The organism is Thalassotalea sp. Y01, assembly GCF_012932945.1.
GTDB lineage: Bacteria > Pseudomonadota > Gammaproteobacteria > Enterobacterales > Alteromonadaceae > Thalassotalea_A.
The window spans coordinates 122,183-139,567 of the sequence record NZ_JABBXG010000009.1 but is presented as its reverse complement, the minus strand read 5'-3'; the positions used below and the strand labels follow the sequence as shown (position 1 = coordinate 139,567).

Genomic DNA, 17,385 nt, shown 5'->3' with positions numbered 1-17,385 from the left:
GTGTTAAACAAATATCCATTATGGAAAAACTTGATGGTGGTGTTTATCGTCGCCATCGCAGCTCTGTATGCGTTGCCCAACTATTACGGTGAAGACCCAGCGGTACAGGTTTCTGGTACCAAAGGTGTGCAAGCCGATGCGGCGACATTGGATGCGGTAACTGAGCATCTAAACTCACAGGGCATAGCCTATTCAAGTGCGGCACTGAAAAATGGTCAAGTATTGGTGCGCTTTAGCGATTACACCGAACAACAAGTTGCTAATGAATCACTTGCCGATCATCTTGGCCGTGAATACTCAGTGGCATTAAACCTGACACCTGCGACACCTGATTGGTTGGCAAGCCTTGGCGGCGCGCCAATGAAACTAGGTCTGGACTTATCCGGTGGGGTGCACTTCTTGATGGAAGTTGACATGGCGACGGCGATGAGCCGTGCTCAGGAAAATATGGTTGGTGATTTCCGCACTCAATTACGTGCTGAAAAAATTCGCTACCGTAGTGTCAAAGAATCTGGTAACGGTGTTGAAATTGTATTTCGCAATGTTGAAGATATCGAACGTGCTGAAACGCTAATAAAGCGCACTTATGCTGACTACTTGTTTTCTGATAATGAAGATCGTATGTCATTAAAAGTGACCATGAGCGATGCTAAATTAAAAGAAACTCGTGAGTATGCACTACAGCAAAACATCACCATCATCCGTAATCGTGTAAACGAATTGGGTGTTGCGGAACCTTTGGTACAACGTCAAGGTGCTAAGCACATTGTTGTTGAATTACCGGGTATTCAAGATACTGCACGCGCCAAAGAAATTTTGGGTGCAACAGCAACCCTGCAATTCCATATGGTTGATCAGGAGCGCGACGTTATGTCAGCGGTCAATGGTCGTGTACCGCCAGGCTCGTTTATAGTTAACGATCAAGATGGTCGTCCACAATTGCTTAAAAAGCGCATTATGTTGCGTGGGGAGCACATTGTTAACGCCAAATCATCACTAGACCAAGAAACCAGCCGCCCACAAGTAAACATCGACTTGGATAACAAAGGCGGTAGCTTATTTTCAAATGCGACGAAAGATAATATCGGCAAGCCTATGGCAACGGTATTTATTGAAAGTAAAGCCGTGGGTAAAAACCCAGATGGCAGCATCAAATTTGAAAAAGAATTGGAAGTGATCAGTGTTGCGACAATTCGAGCTCGTCTTGGCAAGAGTTTCCGTATCACTGGTCAGGAGTCTCCGGCTGCAGCACATAACCTAGCATTATTGCTTCGTGCAGGAGCCTTGATTGCACCGATCGCTATTGTTGAAGAACGTACTGTTGGTCCATCTCTAGGTGCTGAAAACGTTGAACTAGGTATGCAAGCCATCATGTGGGGCTTTGTACTGGTCTTGGCGTTTATGGTCATTTACTACAGAAAATTTGGTTTGGTTGCCAATACGGCATTGGCGGCAAACTTGATTCTTATCGTTGGTGTCATGTCACTTATTCCTGGCGCAACGCTAACCTTACCGGGTATGGCGGGTATTGTTTTGACCGTTGGTATGGCGGTTGATGCTAATGTACTGATTTTTGAGCGGATTCGAGAAGAGCTGCGCGAAGGGCAATCGGTACAACAAGCGATTCATCGTGGTTATGATTCGGCATTCTCAACAATTCTTGATGCCAATATCACCACCTTGATTGCGTCCATTATTTTATTCGCCGTGGGTACCGGTCCTATTAAAGGATTCGCGGTAACCCTATCTATCGGTATTATCACCTCAATGTTTACGTCTATCGTTGGTACACGCGCTGTCGTCAATGCCGTGTGGGGTGGTAAACGTTTGAATAAATTGTCGATATAGGCCTGGAGTAAGTTATGCAATTATTAAAACTTAAAGAAACCGTGGCCTTTATGTCCTACCGTAAGGTGACGTCAGTGATCAGTCTACTGCTGGTTGTGGCATCACTTGTGTCTCTGTCTGTTAACAAGCTTAACTGGGGACTCGACTTTACTGGTGGCACATTAATTGAAGTTGGTTTTGAACAATCTGCTGACTTGAAACAAGTTCGCAGCGTGTTAGAAGCTGGCGGTTATGACGATGCGGTAGTGCAACTATTTGGTAGTTCAAATGATGTACTTATTCGTTTAGGTTATCGTGATGATGTCAAAGCAGAAATGCTAGGCAATCAAATCATGGATATGTTAAACGAAGGCACAGGCCAAGAATTGGTAATGCGTCGTATCGAATTTGTCGGTTCGTCAGTAGGTGAAGAGTTAACAGAGCAAGGTGGTTTAGCGATGCTAACGGCACTTATCTGTATTCTTATCTATGTTGCGTTTCGATTTGAATGGCGTTTTGCTTTGGGCTCGGTAACGGCCTTGGCACATGACGTGATTCTAACCTTAGGCTTGTTTTCAATATTGGGCTTAGAGTTTGATTTGACCGTACTGGCGGCGGTGTTGGCGGTAATAGGTTATTCATTGAATGATACCATTGTTGTATCAGACCGTATTCGTGAAAACTTCCGTAAACTTCGTAAAGGCACTCCTGAGGAAGTGATTAATATTTCACTGACCCAGACTCTATCACGTACGATGATCACATCATTGACCACGTTCTTGGTATTGTTGGCCTTGTTCTTTAAAGGCGGCGCCTTGATTCACGGTTTTGCGACAGCGTTATTGTTCGGTATCATCATTGGTACCTACTCATCAATTTATGTTGCTTCAACCGTAGCGTTAGGTTTAGGTATTTCTAAAGAAGATCTGATCCCTGAAGTTATCGAGAAAGAAGGCGAAGACCAAGAAGGCTTTCCACTATAACGAACAGTTATGGGCATTAGCCTAATTGAATGCCAAAAACCAGCGCTTGCGCTGGTTTTTTTATGTCTTCTATATGAGGGCTGTCGTGATGTATGGTGCGACGATGAATAAATTCGAATGCTGTTTAGTACAAAAAACTTGTTGATTTTACCTTTTCGGCTTTTCAAATAAGCACCCGCGTTATATGCTGATTTAGTAATAATAACAATAAGAAAGGATGCAAATGTGAAAAAATCCCAGGTATGTTGTGCGCTTACCTTGAGCGCTAGCTTTGGTCTTGCTGCAGAGTCTGTTGAATACCTTGAATTACAGTCGAAAATTAAAAAGCTCAATGTCGAGTATACGGTAAATGAAGACTTTACTGTTGAGCGTACGACTGAACTTGAAGTGTTGGCATTAAATGATAATGTCGCTAAAGAATTGAAAAATTATAGCTTTAACTACAGTACCAGTATTGAAAAATTAAAGGTCATTGAAGCCAAGACCATCAATGCTGATGGCAGTGAAGTTATGGTTCCTGAAGGCAATTATCAGGAAAGCATCAATCGCGGTCACAATGACAGTCAGGCAATATATTCTGATCGCACCTCGCTAACCGTCGTCTTTCCTGAGTTAGACGCCAATGATTCGATTTACGTGAAATCGAAAATAGTTGAAACAGAGCCTATGTTTGCGGGGCATTTTGCCATTGCCGAGAGTGTTTGGGATCATACCGCATACGATGAACTCAATATCACCATTCGCATGCCGGATGATGTCGTCATCTATCAACAGTTTAACGGTGTTGAAAAGTCAGTGACTAAAGATGGGGATAGCAAAGTTATTCGTGTCAGCTACAGCAACCCTAAGCCGATTAAAGGCAAACGCAACGACTATTCAACATGGAACGCCAATACATCGAAAGGCTTTATTGTTTCAACCTTTGCCTCTTACCAAGAGGTTGCTGATGCCTATGCCAAAAGAGCGTTACCGCAAGCTGAAGTGAACGACCGAGTACAAAAGCTGGCGGATGATATTACCGCAGATTTAGTTGATAAAAAGCAAATGGCGAAAGCTCTGTATGAGTGGGTAGCTACTCATATTTCTTATGCCGGAAACTGTATTGGTGTTGGCGCTGTGGTGCCACACCATGTCAATTTTATCCTTGATAATCGTATGGGGGATTGTAAAGATCATGCCACTTTATTAGAGGCATTTTACAAAGCCAAAGGCATCGATAGCAGCCAAGCTTTAATCAACTCAGGTAATCAATATGTATTGCCTGATGTGGCGCTGGTATCTGCGGTGAATCACGTAATTACTTATTTACCCGAGTGGGACATGTTCATCGATTCAACTAACCCACACATGCCATTTGAAAGCTTAGCGTTTAACATTGCTGATAAACCGGTGATCATGATTGATGAGCGTTATAAAGTCGCGAAAACGCCAGCGACAAAAGTTGGTGAAAACAAACAATCGCTCACCTCAAAAATGACAATTAATGCCAATGGCTCGGTAACCGGCGATTTGCAAATTTCCGCCCAAGGTCGAGCCGCTATAGATTTGCGCGCGAGCTTTCGGATGATCACCGAGCAGCAAGAAAAAGAGTGGTTAGAACGTACCTTTAGTTCTCGTAACCAACTTGGTAAAGCGACTCTTACAAAAGATGATCCGAAGCCGCTGAAGAGCGATTTCAATTACTCTTTTGAATTTGAACGCCCAGAATTTATCCAAAGTTCAGGTGCCGGTGGCTTTCATGTGTACCCGTTCGTGCTAACCTCTGGAGCGTTGTTTAATTACTTAGATTATTCACAAGAAGAGCTGGTGACAGACGTTATCGCCTGTATGAATGGTTTTTCTGAGGAAGAGTTAGTGTATGAGTTACCACAAAACTTGAAAATTTTAGCAAAACCAGACAACTTCGCCATCAATGAGAACCACATAGAGTTTAAGGCAAGCTATGAACAAGAAGGTAATGTGTTAACCGTTAAGCGTTTTGTTAATGATACAACGCCAGGTAACCTATGTTCTGCCGATTTGGTTAATGCACAGCGCAAAACATTAATGAAAATTAATGAAAACCTTAATTCGCAAGTGATATTTCAATTTACCACCGTGAGCGTAGGCGGCTAATAAATCATCGCATATAAAAAAACGGCCAGCAGGCCGTTTTTTTACAATGCAATAAGGTTAATCCATTGGGATATTACGAGTCCAGTTATAACCTTGTTTAAAATCAATAATATAGTATTCAAAGTCATTAATTTGTGGTGTTAACGTGTCACCACCACCGAGACTAATACTGGTACGGATACTTTCCGTATATAAGTCCTTTATGTCGCAACCTGTGTGTAAATCTTCCATCATAATGCTGTAGGCATTGCCGCTTTCGATTGCGTCACTGAATTCCTCTCGCTCACAACCAACAACACCTTGGTCATATTGGTAATGTAATTTTCCTTTAACGGTTGCAAAGGGTAACTCAGAATCCCAAGTTAAATGAATATCATCCAATATAGGGTCGTAGCTTTCCGCCGTTGCTGAGTTTTCAACAGTAAACCGTTCAGGTAACTTAAGTTTACTGCGAAATGTTTTCTCTGGTGTTTTTAACGTAATCTCGACATGTTCAAAATCATCAGCATCGTCGATGGCAACTTCATAATAAACATAATCATCATAAAGTTCGCTGAAGTTGTATTTACCAAGATCGATTTGTTGGTCATCTAAATGCAACAGCAAGCCATCATTGTGGTTGGCATCTACATATAAGCTGCCTACTTTTATTTCAACTTTAAAATAAAAGGATATTTCATCCAGCTCTTGTTCTTGTTCTTGTTCTTGTTCTTGTTCTTTATTAGTTGAACTGTCGTAGACACGACTAATTTGCCAATCTAGATGTACGCTGTCATCTTCTTTAATATCTTCAACATCTTTTCTCTCATAGCATCCTGTCATTAATAACACAGCTAAAAGCACAGCATAGCGACTGTGTTTAACATCTAGCATCTGTTTATCCTTTAATTAACTTTGTGGGGGGGGTGATGACTCTTCATCGATAAATGGAGTGGCAATAATCATCGCTGGCACAACAGCAACACTAAAAATGATATCCGCGGGTATGGTAAATAACATTAAGCTTTGTGCCGGGTATCCATGCCAAGCGCGATAATCATGAATAAATTGCAGTCGAGCACCGCTTTTAATCACTTCGAAGCGAATAGGCTTACTATTTAGCTCCGTTAACAAATAGCCTTTGCTGTCTGATAACCAGACGATATCGTCGTATCCAAATTCAAGTGTGCCGACTCGCTCACCGTCTTGCTCATGAATGAGATTGCTGTATGGAAAAAAATGACCGTGTGCAAACAGAAATCCAGAAACTTTTCGGTCGGAATCTTTGATGGCAATTTCAATGCTTTGTTGCGGCTCATCGTTTAGCACTGAACCATGTAATGATTTGGCACCAAAACTGGCGACATAAGACGAAGATACGCAGCCACTTAATAGGCTGACAGTGCAGCAAAGGCAAATTGAAATAAGCTTTTTGAACGACATCCGTGTGTTATTGTATTAGTGATAATTCTCATTTATATTCGTTTGAAAGCAGTTAATTGTCAATAGCTAAAAATTATCTAGGCAGACGTAAATATATTCGATTATGGTGTCAGCATTGCTGTTATTGCCGCATTAGCATGCACGTCTGTGGTATCTATCAGAGGGATGTTGCAATCGTCTTGCTGTATCAGTAAACCTATTTCCGTACAGCCGAGAATCACTGCTTGTGCACCGTGTTTCGCTAAGTCTTCGATAATGCGCAAGTGTTGCTGTTTGGAATCATGGTTGATAATGCCCTGGCATAGTTCTTGGTAAATGACATTGTGTACCAAATCCCGTTGGTTTTTATTGGGGATCACCACATCAATGGCGAACTTATTGGTAAGCCGCGACTTATAAAAATCTTGCTCCATGGTAAAGGCGGTGCCAAGTAAGCCGACTTTTGTTATGCCCATGGCTTGAAGTTGTTCACCGGTAGCATCGGCGATATGCAACATCGGGATATCGATGTTCTCTTGCACCTGATCAAACACTTTATGCATGGTGTTAGTACAAATCATTAAAAAGTCGGCACCGGCAGCTTGCACACCCATCGCGGCATCGCTAAGACGCTCGGCAGCTTGCAGCCAGCCATCGTTGTGCTGCAGTGCTTCAATCTCAGCAAAGTCGACGCTGTATAAAATGATTTTGCCCGAATGTAAGCCGCCAAGCTGGTGTTTAATCCCCTGGTTAATGAGCTGATAATAGGTTTGCGTACTTTCCCAGCTCATGCCACCTAATAAACCGACGGTTTTCATATCAAGTTACCTACAATGCAATAACAGGCTAAGCCTGTTTAGTTGCCGTCAGTTTAGACCAAACGAATCGCACAAGTTTATAAATAACCCAGCCAGATAGCGCAAACACCGTAGCAAATATGGCAGGTAATATCGTACCAAAGGTGAACGACATGCTAAGGATAAAACCCAGTATAAACTGCGGTTTATAGATAGGCACAAAGATAGCGATAGCAAAAATGAGCGGCGCCAACATCGAAGATATGGCGGTTAAGCCCATACTAAAGGTAATCGATAAAATCACTCCATAGGTAAACGCCGCAGCGGCTTGCCACCACACGTATTTTGATACGGGTGTCTGCTTATAAATTAAATTCATTAACACATAGGTGATTAACGGTAAGACGATACCACCCCAAGCATTTGATATCCTTGGTAAGTCTTTGTTTTGTAATAAGTAATGAGCTTCGACGCCACCATTAAAATATTGCCATAACAAGGTCGACCAGATATAGAAGAAACTAACTGTGGTGACGAGATAAATTGTATTTTTGTTGTTGTCCATAGTGAGCATCTAATACCTAATATTGTATTACCTTTACTGTACTTGATCGCAGCATCGATATTCAAAGATTAAATGTAAATAGGTTTGTCTGTCATCAATTGCCTGTGTTCAACTCGGTATTGACGATAACTTGTTGAAAAGGTTAATGTCTGGTGTGAGCGAATTGCTGCCCGATCAAGGTTTAGAAAAAAAGCGCCGTCACCTAAGGAAAACAATCATCCTGAATCCATCGGCATTTGTACTTCCTTGTACGTCATCCCACCCAAAAACATGGTGGGATGACGGTTTACTGTTTTGATAATGTGCGTGCTTCTTTGGTGCTATTTTTCTAATTGTGTGGATGACTCAAAATGGCACAAAACTTCCCTTCATTATTACTTCAAACCCGATGGGGACCCACGCAAAAACAAGACGGGTGACGCACAGGATGTGCTATTGCTAATACAAATAGCTTCATGATAGCAGTTCAAGTAAAGCTTGTTACACAATGATTGTGGCGGGTATAGTGTATTTAATAATTATAAATTACGCACAGTCATTGGAATAACTATGAAAGCTACAGGCATTAAAATAGACTCTTTGGTTCTAATTTTTTCCTTTATTATTTTTGCGCAGTTACTCACCTTTGTTATTCCCCAAGGCAGCTTTGAGCGTGAACCTTTTACAAAGAATCCTAGCCATGAAATTGTCGTTGCTGGTACCTATGATATGCTGCCAGCAGATGAGCATGTAAGCTTACCTTTATGGCATTTTCTCGATGCGATTACTAAGGGAATGGCTGAAGCACACGATATTATATTTTTGATTTTTATTGTCGGTGGCGTGATTGAAGTCGTACGTAAAACCGGCGCCATCGATGCAGCATTAATGTCGGCTGTGCACAAGATGGGACACAATCCAAGTATATTAATATTGGGCTGTTTTGCCATGTTTGGCCTCGGTTCATTTACTATAGGTATGGGGGAGGAATATGTACCATTAATACCTATTCTTGTATCTATGGCTTTGGTGATGAGAATGGATGCGATGGTCGCAATGGCGATGGTTTGGATCCCTTATGGTATAGGCTGGGGCTGTGCTGGTATAAACCCTTTTAATGTATTAATTGCTCAAAACATTGCCGGTATACCATTAACATCAGGTTGGGAAATTCGTGCTTTAATGATGTTGGCTTTCTTGGCTCTGGGGTTTCATCATACCTATCGTTATGCCATGCGAGTTAAAAACGATCCCAGTAAAAGCCTACTTACCGACGTTAATTATGACGACGGTTTTACACCTCCCGATGACACCAAAATGAATCTTACAAGAACAATGATACTCATTGTTTTTATGGCTGGAATAGGGCTCTTTATTTGGGGCTCCGCTAAATATGGTTGGTATATCACCGAGTTAAATACCATATTCTTAGGTATTGGTTTAGCGGCAGCAATGATAGGTCGTTTAGGTGCTACAAACACCAGTGAAGCTTTCCTCAAAGGTGCAAGCCTTATGATTGGTGCAGCTTTAATTGTTGGTTTCGCCCGCACCATATCCGTTGTTTTAGCCGATGGGCAAATTCTCGATAGTATTGTAAATAGTGTTGCGCAATTACTACAGGGTGTTCCGGCTGAAATATCAGGTATTGGCATGTTACTTGTACAATCGCTATGTAATTTCTTTATTCCTTCGGGCTCTGGTCAGGCGTTTGTGACCATGCCTATCATGTCGCCTCTCGCTACATTAACAGGTGTCCCACAGCAAACGGCGGTGCTGGCATTTCAGTTTGGCGATGGTTTTACGAATATGTTTGTACCAACCAGTGCTCTTCTCATGGGCGGACTAGCATTAGGCAGAGTACCTTACATCGCTTGGTTACGATTTATCATGCCGTTAATGATTAAAATCTTGCTACTCGCTTCAGTATTTATTGTGTTATCTATTCATTTTCCTTTTTAACAACTATATGAGAGTACGTACTTAGAGGTTTTCTATATTAAATGATGCGCAGGAAGTGCTAATGCAAGTGGCTTCATGGCTGAAGGTTGTACCTTCTGACGGTGCTATTTTGTACTTTGGTGAGTTCTGCTTCTGGGCATAAATACATCCATGATAAATACCCTCTCAGGCTATCCTGCCTTCCGGGTATAAATACATCCATGATAAATACCCTCTCAGGCTATCCTGCCTTCCGGGTATAAATACATCCATGTATAAAAAAAGCCAGGGTTAATACCCTGGCAAAAAGTTACGCATAATTTTTCATTGATGCGATTTTGGAAGTTCTGTTCTTGGCGTGTTCAGCCTCTTTACCTAAAAAGTATGCTGGTTGTTTGCTTGATAGTTGATGCTGTTGTAAAACGTCTACAACAGCACCCATCACGATAAGGCTTGGTGCTTTGATGTTGTTGTCATCAATGCACTGGTTTATTTTTGCAAGCGTGGTGCGCCAAACTTGTTGACTGTTTTGTGTACCTCGATAAACAATCGCCACTGGTGTATCAGGGCTTTTCCCGTGCTCTAGCAATTTAGATTCGATAATGCCGGCGTTACCAATGCCCATGTAAAACACCAAGGTTTGCTTACTGTTGACGTATTCGTGCCAAGGCAAATCAAGCTCACCATCGTGTTTAAAATGGCCTGTGATAAAACTGCAGCTGTAAGCAACGTCACGGTGGGTTAATGGAATACCTGCGTAAGTCGTCGCGCCACTGGCAGCGGTGATACCAGGGATAATGTGACAACTGACATTGTGTTCAAGTAAGTAATCGATTTCTTCAGAGCCGCGGCCAAAGATAAAGCTGTCACCGCCTTTTAAACGCACGACTTTTAGACCTTGCTTGGCTTTTTCCTGTAAGGTGTTATTGATCTCTTGCTGGCTGACACATTGTTTGTGTACGGCTTTACCAACATACAAACGCTGGCAATTAGCTGGGGTTAAATTGACAATCTCACGACTAACCAAACGATCATAAATAATGACGTCAGCTTGCTGCAAAAAGCGCATCGCTTTTATGGTCAATAATTCGGCGTCGCCTGGGCCTGCACCTATCAGTGCAACTTCGCCAGCAACAAATTGTGATTTAGCCTGAATTTTAGTTAGTGAATCCATTAGTCATCTTAAGACAGGCTATGCGGTGCCGGTCATTGCAATATGTGTTGAAGTTGTTAATCTTGGGGTAACTATACCTTGATATTAATAACCATAAAGAATCGTATTGTGCTTTTATATGTTAAAAAGTTATTAAGTGTCGTTGCTTTGCTGACACTTAGTTTTATCTCCATAGCCCAGCAAAGTGATGACTTAGTTAAGAAATTCAACATCTTGCCATTACAGCAACGCGCTGAGGTGGTTGATCAAATCTTACAAAAACGCGTTGAAACCTTGTTGCCACAATTAATGCGCCGTTCAAATATTGATATGTGGGTATTAATCTCTCGTGAATATAACGAAGATCCTGTTATAGAAACCATGCTACCTGGCGATTGGTTTGGTGCCCGTCGCAGAACCATTTTAGTGTTTACCGACCTAGGTAAAGAGCAGGGAGTGCGTGCAGAAGCGATATCTACCTATGATGTATCAGGGGTGTTTAAAAAAGCATGGGATAAAACCGCCGAACCCAATCAAATGCAAGCGCTGGTAAAACTGATAGACCGCTATCAACCAAATCGCATTGGTATTAATGTGTCAGATACATATGGTCTTGCCGATGGGTTAGCTGCAAGTGATAAACAATTATTGCAGCGTCATTTACCCGCGAATTTATCGCAACGTTTAGTGTCGGCTGAAGAGTTGGCGGTGAGCTGGCTAGATACCCGTATTGATGAAGAGGTCGAAATGCATCGCAATTTGGTTGGCTTAACCAAGGCCATTATTCATGAGGGCTTTTCGACCAAAGTCATACGTCCACGTAAAACCACTATTGGTGATTTGGTGTGGTGGTTTCGTGAGCGCGTAAATGGTTTAGGGCTCGATACCTGGTTTCAACCTGCGATTCGTTTGCAGCGCAAATACAAAAAAATGGGGGTAAGCCAAAACCCTGACGAAATCATTATGCCAGGTGATTTGTTGCATGTAGATTTTGGCATTCATTATTTACGCCTCAATAGCGATATTCAGCAACATGCCTATGTATTAAAAGCGCAAGAAAAAACCGCGCCGCGATACTTAAAGCAGGCGCTGGGAGAAGGCAATAAATTACAAGACCTGTTATTAAAGCAATTTAAACCCGGTCGCAGTGGTAATGAAATTTTATCCCGTGCTCGAGAACAGGCTTTGCTTGCTGGCTTGCGCCCTATGATCTATACCCATCCAATTGGCTATCATGGCCATGGCGCAGGTACCACTATAGGTAAGTGGGATTCTCAGCATGGTGTCGCGGGCGATGGCGACCGTAAGTTATATCCTGATGCGGCGTATTCAATTGAATTGAATGTCACAACCTTTGTTAAGGAGTGGCAAAAAGACGTGATGATAATGCTCGAAGAAAACGCTTTTTATAATGGCGATAAAGTTGAGTATTTGGTGCCAAGGCAAAACAATCTAATTTTAATTAACTACAAATAAAAAAAGGCTGCATCTGCAGCCTTTTTTATTGAATCTATTTTGTGATTACAGCTTTTTCATCGCCGGCGTAAGGTGAGGACGAATATCGGTTAGGATATTCTTTAATACGCGAGCGTTTGCTGCAACGGTATTACCACTTTTAGCGTGGTTGTTGCCACCGGTAAAGTCGCAAACCAAACCACCCGCTTCAATAACCAATAGTTCACCAGCAGCGGTATCCCAAGGTTTTAGGCCAAGTTCAAAGTAACCATCAATACGACCTGCCGCAACATAAGCTAAATCAAGCGCCGCAGAACCTGCTCGACGCATGTCAGCGGTTTTCGCGAATAAGTCTTTGAACATACCAAGGTAGGCATCAATGCTGGCTTTTTGTTTGAAAGGGAAGCCGGTAGCCAATACGGTACCGTTTAGTTCTTTCATATTGTTTACGCGAATACGCACATTATTCAGTTGTGCGCCTTTACCACGGCTGGCGGTGAATAATTCACCACGGATTGGATCGTAAATAACGGCTTGGTCTAGTTTGCCTTTAACTTTAAGGGCAATAGATACGGCAAAGTGAGGAATGCCTTTAACAAAGTTGGTGGTACCATCAAGAGGATCGATGACCCATTGGTAGTCAGCATCTTTACCCGCAATAATACCGCGTTCTTCAGAAATGATAGAATGATCAGGATACGACTTTAAAATAGTATCGATGATGATCTGCTCAGCTTGTGTATCAACATTAGTAACAAAATCGTTGCTACCTTTGGCTTCTATTTCTATCTTGTCCGTTTGCTCAAAAGTGCGAGCAATAACGTTACCGGCACTACGCGCAGCGCGCACAGCGATATTCAGCATTGGATGCATGTGTGACTACCTTATTTTAGAAAGAACAATTTTGACCAGTCTCATTCGCTGGTCTGCAAAACGGCGCGCAGTATAACAAATGCGAATTAAAAAAGCGATAGAGGATCAAAACTGTTGGAAGTTGGCTAATAGTTATAGTTCAATCATAGGTATTTTCAACTTAACCCCTTTGCTAACAAGGCTTTTACTTTTTATAAACAAAAGCAAGGTGTCATAAATAAATGCTCTAATCGGAGCAAATAATTTTGATCTTTTTTGTTAACGAAATATGCTAATTTTAACGACAGGAAATCTTGTGCTGTGTTAAAATCGCGGCAATTTTCCAAATCAAGAAACAAATTATGTTAGATAACGTTCGAATTGTACTGGTAAACACCTCTGATTGCCGCAATATGGGCAGCGCTGCTCGGGCGATGAAAACCATGGGCCTGAAAAACCTGTATTTGGTTGATCCTATGGAAATGCCGAACGGCCAAGCGCAAGCTTTGGCGGCGGGTGCGACAGATGTATTAGCCAATGCTAAAGTGGTAAGCACATTAGAAGAAGCAATCACCGATTGTGGTTTGGTTGTTGGCACCAGTGCTCGCTCGCGCACCTTACCTTGGCCTATGCTTGAGCCAAGAGAGTGCGGTGCCAAAATGGTCGAAGAAGGGCAGACGTACCCTGTCGCTTTGGTGTTTGGTCGGGAAAGCAGTGGCTTAACCAATGATGAATTACAACTTTGTCATTATCATGTATGTATTCCGGCAAACCCTGAATACAGCTCATTGAATCTAGCGATGGCAGTACAAACGTTAAGTTATGAAGTACGCGTGAACTATTTGCAAAGTGTTGACGCTCAGCATCAACCTAAGCCAGAGCAAGACAGCGAAGAGCAGTATCCTTTGGTCGATGAAACGGAACGTTTTTATCAGCATTTTGAATCAGCGATGGAAAAAACTGGCTTTATTCAGCCGAAGCATCCAGGCATGATCATGACGAAAGTACGTCGTTTGTTTAACCGTGCCCGACCTGATGGCAAAGAGCTAAAAATGCTTCGCGGCATTTTAGCGTCAATCGATAAGTCGGTAAAATAAGCAGCAACTAAATTAGGACAACTATGTTTGCCAGAATTAGAGAAGATATAAAAAGCGTATTTGACCGCGACCCAGCGGCTCGAACCACGTTTGAAGTGCTTACCAACTATCCGGGGCTTCATGCCATTTGGGGGCATTGTCTATCGTCTTGGTTATGGCAAAAAAATCTGAAATTACTGGCGCGCATAGTTTCAACCTTAATACGTTGGGTTACCGGTGTGGAAATTCACCCTGGTGCAACCATTGGTCGTCGCTTTTTTATTGATCATGGCATGGGTATCGTTATTGGTGAAACCGCTGAGATTGGCGATGATTGTACGATTTACCATGGCGTCACATTAGGTGGTACCAGTTGGGATGCCGGTAAACGTCATCCTACCTTAGGTAATAATGTGGTTATTGGTGCCGGCGCAAAAGTATTAGGGCCGTTAAGTGTTGGTGCGAATGCCAGAATTGGTTCTAACGCTGTGGTTGTTAAAGATGTGCCAAGCGGCGCGACCGTGGTTGGTATTCCCGGGCGTGTGGTTAGCAATGGTCATGATGCCGAGCAAGACAAGCGTAATGAATTAGCCAGTAAATATGGTTTTGATGCTTACGCTGTATCAGAAGATAATCCAGATCCGGTTGCCAAAGCCATTGGTCGAGTGCTTGATCACGTCAATCTGATGGACGCAAAATTGCAGGAAATGACCTGCGAATTAAATAAATTAGGTGGTAATGTTTGCGAAGACGAACTGCCTGAATTACATGTCACCGAGTTTGCCGAAGCTGAAAAAAGTGCCGCCAAACGTCGTCAATCCGAACAAGAAAAGTTTGATCCTAAAATTTAAACTTGCCGTAACAGTAATTCCTTAGTAAAATGGTCAGGTATTAGTTTGACTATTTTATGTGGGTATTTAGTTGACTATTTTGTATGGATAAGTAAAATGCGCTGTGATTAATACATACAGGCTACATTTTGCCACATTTTTTGCGCTAAATACTCCCTTTAACTGTAACAATAATGTAATAGCAAAATTGCTATGGTTAGAGCATTTTACTTCAGGTTGAGAACATGAAACTGACTTCTAAAGGTCGCTATGCCGTTACTGCTATGCTGGATGTTGCTATCCATGCTGAAAGTGGTCCTGTGCCTTTGGCGGATATATCTGAAAGGCAAGGTATCTCGCTGTCTTATTTAGAGCAGCTGTTTTCAAAGCTACGTAAACATGGCTTGGTTAGCAGTGTGCGAGGTCCTGGTGGCGGTTACCGCCTAGGTCGCTGTTCAGCAAAGATTGCTGTTGCCGATGTGATAAGTGCCGTTGATGAGAGTGTCGATGCGACTCGATGTCAAGGCCAAGGCAACTGTCAAGGCGGCCATAAATGTTTAACCCACAATTTGTGGAACGATTTAAGTGAACGCATTGCTGATTTTCTAAGCGGTATCACTTTAAGTGAGCTAGTAAATCAAGGCGATGTACAGCAAGTTTCGGAACGTCAGGATGCTGAATACATTAGTAATCACCAGCAAAAACCCGTCGGAACCGTGATATCAACGAAAAGCATTATTAACGAGTGGTAATACACCCGTTTACGTAAGAGAGAATTTTTGATGAAGTTACCTATTTACCTAGATTATTCAGCAACAACGCCAGTAGACAAACGTGTTGCTGATAAGATGGTGCAATACATGACCAATGATGGCATTTTTGGCAACCCAGCGTCTCGCTCGCACAAGTTTGGTTGGCAAGCAGAAGAAGCAGTTGATATCGCTCGAAATCAAATTGCTGATTTAATCAATGCCGATCCTCGTGAAATTGTATTCACCTCTGGTGCAACAGAATCAGATAACCTAGCGATTAAAGGCGCTGCTAATTTTTACAGCAAAAAAGGTAAGCACGTTATTACCTGTAAAACTGAGCATAAAGCCGTACTTGATACCTGTCGTGAACTTGAGCGTCAAGGTTTTGAAGTAACTTACCTAGACCCAGAAGCTGATGGTCTAATCGATTTAGCTAAGTTAGAAGCGGCAATGCGTGATGACACCGTGCTTGTTTCTATCATGCACGTGAACAATGAAATCGGTGTCATTCAAGATGTTGCAGCAATTGGCGAGCTATGTCGTTCTCGTAAAATCGTATTCCATGTAGATGCGGCACAATCAGTCGGTAAAATTCCGGTAGATATGCAAGCATTGAAAGTTGATTTACTGTCGATTTCGGCACATAAAATGTACGGTCCAAAAGGTATCGGTGCATTGTTTGTTCGTCGTAAGCCTCGCATCCGTTTAGAAGCACAAACACACGGTGGTGGTCACGAGCGTGGTATGCGCAGTGGTACATTGCCGACTCACCAAATCGTTGGTTTTGGTGAAGCATGTCGAGTTGCCAAAGAAGATATGCAACAAGATCTTGAGCATGTAACGGCTATGCGTGATCGTTTATGGGCTGGTATCAAAGAAATGGACCAAGTATTCGTTAACGGTGATTTCAGTCAACGTTACCCAGGTAACCTGAATGTGAGCTTTAACTTTGTTGAAGGCGAATCATTAATTATGGCATTGAAAGACTTGGCAGTATCGTCAGGTTCAGCCTGTACGTCAGCAAGTTTAGAACCATCTTATGTGCTGCGTGCTCTTGGTCTTAACGACGAGTTAGCGCACAGTTCAATCCGTTTCAGCTTTGGTCGGTTCACCAAGGTAGAAGAAGTGGATTACGCAATAGAACTTATTAAAAATGCAATTAATCACTTACGTGACATGTCACCACTATGGGAAATGTTCCAAGACGGTGTTGATTTAGACAAAGTAGAGTGGGTTGGTCACTAGGTAATTAGTGAAAAGAATTCAGAGGTAAATTATGGCTTATAGTGAAAAAGTTATCGATCATTACGAGAATCCACGTAACGTAGGTTCATTTGATAAAAACGACCCTAGCGTTGCAACCGGTATGGTAGGCGCACCAGCATGTGGTGACGTAATGAAGTTGCAATTAAAAATTGATGAGCAAGGTATCATTGAAGACGCAAAATTCAAAACCTACGGTTGTGGTTCTGCTATTGCTTCTAGCTCATTGGTTACTGAGTGGGTTAAAGGTAAGTCTATTGACGAAGCTGCGGAAATCAAAAACACCGCAATCGCTGAAGAATTAGCGTTACCACCAGTTAAAATTCATTGTTCGATTTTAGCCGAAGATGCAATCAAAGCAGCAATCGACGATTACAAAGCGAAGAAAGAAGACTAAGC

Annotated in this window: 16 protein-coding genes; 10 read left to right on the top strand and 6 right to left on the bottom strand. The window is 42.3% G+C overall.

The window, feature by feature from the left end:
• From secD to HII16_RS13625, 3 genes are all read left to right on the top strand, one after another.
• Positions 1-1,848, top strand: coding sequence for a protein translocase subunit SecD (gene secD / locus HII16_RS13635; RefSeq protein WP_169130906.1), 1,848 nt, complete (start codon positions 1-3; stop codon positions 1,846-1,848).
• 14 nt (positions 1,849-1,862) lie between these two features.
• Positions 1,863-2,810: a protein translocase subunit SecF gene (secF, locus tag HII16_RS13630; protein ID WP_135439440.1), complete on the top strand. Its 948-nt coding sequence runs from the start codon at positions 1,863-1,865 to the stop codon at positions 2,808-2,810.
• Between the two features lie 225 nt (positions 2,811-3,035).
• Positions 3,036-4,925: a DUF3857 and transglutaminase domain-containing protein gene (locus HII16_RS13625; RefSeq protein ID WP_169130904.1), complete on the top strand. Its 1,890-nt coding sequence runs from the start codon at positions 3,036-3,038 to the stop codon at positions 4,923-4,925.
• A 57-nt stretch (positions 4,926-4,982) separates the two neighbouring features.
• On the opposite strand, the gene HII16_RS13620 is transcribed toward HII16_RS13625, so the two are convergent.
• The 4 genes from HII16_RS13620 to HII16_RS13605 form a co-directional block, all read right to left on the bottom strand.
• The gene (locus HII16_RS13620) at positions 4,983-5,798 is read right to left on the bottom strand and encodes a hypothetical protein (RefSeq protein WP_169130902.1); all 816 of its coding nucleotides are present in this window, start codon (positions 5,796-5,798) and stop codon (positions 4,983-4,985) included.
• Between the two features lie 15 nt (positions 5,799-5,813).
• Positions 5,814-6,347, bottom strand: a complete 534-nt coding sequence (locus HII16_RS13615; protein ID WP_169130900.1) for a hypothetical protein — start codon at positions 6,345-6,347, stop codon at positions 5,814-5,816.
• A 101-nt stretch (positions 6,348-6,448) separates the two neighbouring features.
• Complete coding sequence (locus HII16_RS13610) at positions 6,449-7,144, bottom strand: aspartate/glutamate racemase family protein (protein WP_169130898.1); 696 nt, start codon at positions 7,142-7,144, stop codon at positions 6,449-6,451.
• 28 nt (positions 7,145-7,172) lie between these two features.
• The gene (locus HII16_RS13605; protein WP_169130896.1) at positions 7,173-7,688 is read right to left on the bottom strand and encodes a hypothetical protein; all 516 of its coding nucleotides are present in this window, start codon (positions 7,686-7,688) and stop codon (positions 7,173-7,175) included.
• A 549-nt stretch (positions 7,689-8,237) separates the two neighbouring features.
• Here HII16_RS13605 and HII16_RS13600 point away from each other — a divergent pair.
• The gene (locus tag HII16_RS13600; RefSeq protein ID WP_169130894.1) at positions 8,238-9,626 is read left to right on the top strand and encodes a TIGR00366 family protein; all 1,389 of its coding nucleotides are present in this window, start codon (positions 8,238-8,240) and stop codon (positions 9,624-9,626) included.
• Between the two features lie 289 nt (positions 9,627-9,915).
• Here the strand turns inward: HII16_RS13600 and cobA are convergent, their stop codons facing one another.
• Entirely contained in the window at positions 9,916-10,779 is an 864-nt protein-coding gene (gene cobA / locus HII16_RS13595) for a uroporphyrinogen-III C-methyltransferase (protein ID WP_169130892.1), read from the bottom strand.
• A gap of 108 nt (positions 10,780-10,887) precedes the next feature.
• Between cobA and HII16_RS13590 the strand changes: the two genes are divergently transcribed.
• Positions 10,888-12,234: a M24 family metallopeptidase gene (locus HII16_RS13590; protein ID WP_169130890.1), complete on the top strand. Its 1,347-nt coding sequence runs from the start codon at positions 10,888-10,890 to the stop codon at positions 12,232-12,234.
• 45 nt (positions 12,235-12,279) lie between these two features.
• Here HII16_RS13590 and suhB read toward each other — a convergent pair whose 3' ends face one another.
• Positions 12,280-13,086 (bottom strand): inositol-1-monophosphatase, encoded by an 807-nt coding sequence (gene suhB, locus HII16_RS13585; protein ID WP_169130888.1) that lies wholly within the window; start codon positions 13,084-13,086, stop codon positions 12,280-12,282.
• Positions 13,087-13,427: 341 nt separating this feature from the next.
• On the opposite strand from suhB, the gene trmJ reads away from it, so the two are divergent.
• The 5 genes from trmJ (at position 13,428) to iscU (ending at position 17,383) form a co-directional block, all read left to right on the top strand.
• Entirely contained in the window at positions 13,428-14,162 is a 735-nt protein-coding gene (gene trmJ, locus HII16_RS13580; protein ID WP_135439451.1) for a tRNA (cytosine(32)/uridine(32)-2'-O)-methyltransferase TrmJ, read from the top strand.
• A gap of 23 nt (positions 14,163-14,185) precedes the next feature.
• Positions 14,186-14,992, top strand: coding sequence for a serine O-acetyltransferase (gene cysE / locus HII16_RS13575; RefSeq protein ID WP_135439452.1), 807 nt, complete (start codon positions 14,186-14,188; stop codon positions 14,990-14,992).
• 224 nt (positions 14,993-15,216) lie between these two features.
• Positions 15,217-15,723 carry a Fe-S cluster assembly transcriptional regulator IscR gene (gene iscR / locus HII16_RS13570; RefSeq protein ID WP_135439453.1) on the top strand — a complete coding sequence of 169 codons (507 nt, stop codon included), beginning with the start codon at positions 15,217-15,219 and terminating at the stop codon, positions 15,721-15,723.
• A gap of 30 nt (positions 15,724-15,753) precedes the next feature.
• Positions 15,754-16,968, top strand: a complete 1,215-nt coding sequence (locus HII16_RS13565; RefSeq protein ID WP_135439454.1) for an IscS subfamily cysteine desulfurase — start codon at positions 15,754-15,756, stop codon at positions 16,966-16,968.
• Positions 16,969-16,999: 31 nt separating this feature from the next.
• Positions 17,000-17,383 (top strand): Fe-S cluster assembly scaffold IscU, encoded by a 384-nt coding sequence (gene iscU, locus HII16_RS13560; RefSeq protein WP_135439455.1) that lies wholly within the window; start codon positions 17,000-17,002, stop codon positions 17,381-17,383.
• The last annotated feature ends 2 nt before the right edge of the window (positions 17,384-17,385 follow it).